1 protein-coding gene is annotated in these 708 nt (G+C 62.9%); it reads left to right on the top strand.

Features of this window, described 5'->3' with window-relative positions:
- Window positions 1-21 precede the first annotated feature (21 nt).
- On the top strand, window positions 22-708 hold a 687-nt coding region (locus ACX4ZE_RS22920), incomplete at its 3' end, for an AMP-binding protein (protein WP_480275537.1).

Raw genomic sequence — 708 nt, 5'->3', positions numbered from 1 at the left:
GACGCCGCCCCGGTGGTGGTGGTGACCGACCGGGCCACGGCCACGGCCCTGCCGGTGGTCGCGGCGGACCTGTTGTGTATCGACGCTCCGGGCACCTGCGCTGGCGACCGTGACGCGGTCGCTGCGGCCGGTGGGGGTCGGTGGGGGCGGTTGCGTCCGGGGAATCTGGCGTATCTGATCTATACCTCTGGTTCGACCGGCCGCCCCAAGGGGGTCGCGGTCACCCATCGCAATGTGGTTGTTTTTGCTAGGAAGGACATTTGGTGTAGCGAGTCGCATGCGTGTGTTCTCGCTCATTCGACGACCGCTTTCGATGCTTCGATCTATGAGATTTGGGTGCCGTTGGTCAATGGGGGGCAGGTGGTCATGGCGTCTCGGGATCGCAGTGATCCGGTAGATGTGGGATTGCTTGTAGCTGGTCGGAATGTCTCTGCGGTATTCCTCACTACCAGATTGTTCGAGTTGTTTGTCGAGCACGGTGGTGATGAGCTACGTGGTGTCCGCCAGATCTGGACTGGTGGCGAGGAGATGCCGCCCGCGGTGTTCGAGCGGGCTTGTAGCCAGTGGCCGGACACAGAGATCGTGCACGTTTACGGGCCTACGGAGACCACGGCGTTTGCGGTTGCTCGTCTACCCGCACTGTCCGGCCCTATAGGGGACGGCCCGGTACCGATTGGTGGGCCTTTGACGAATGTGCGGGTGTTCGTG

Source organism: Nocardia sp. TBRC8007 (assembly GCF_056629435.1).
The sequence above is the reverse complement of the archived record's forward strand: the minus strand, read 5'-3'. Positions and strand labels throughout refer to the sequence as shown.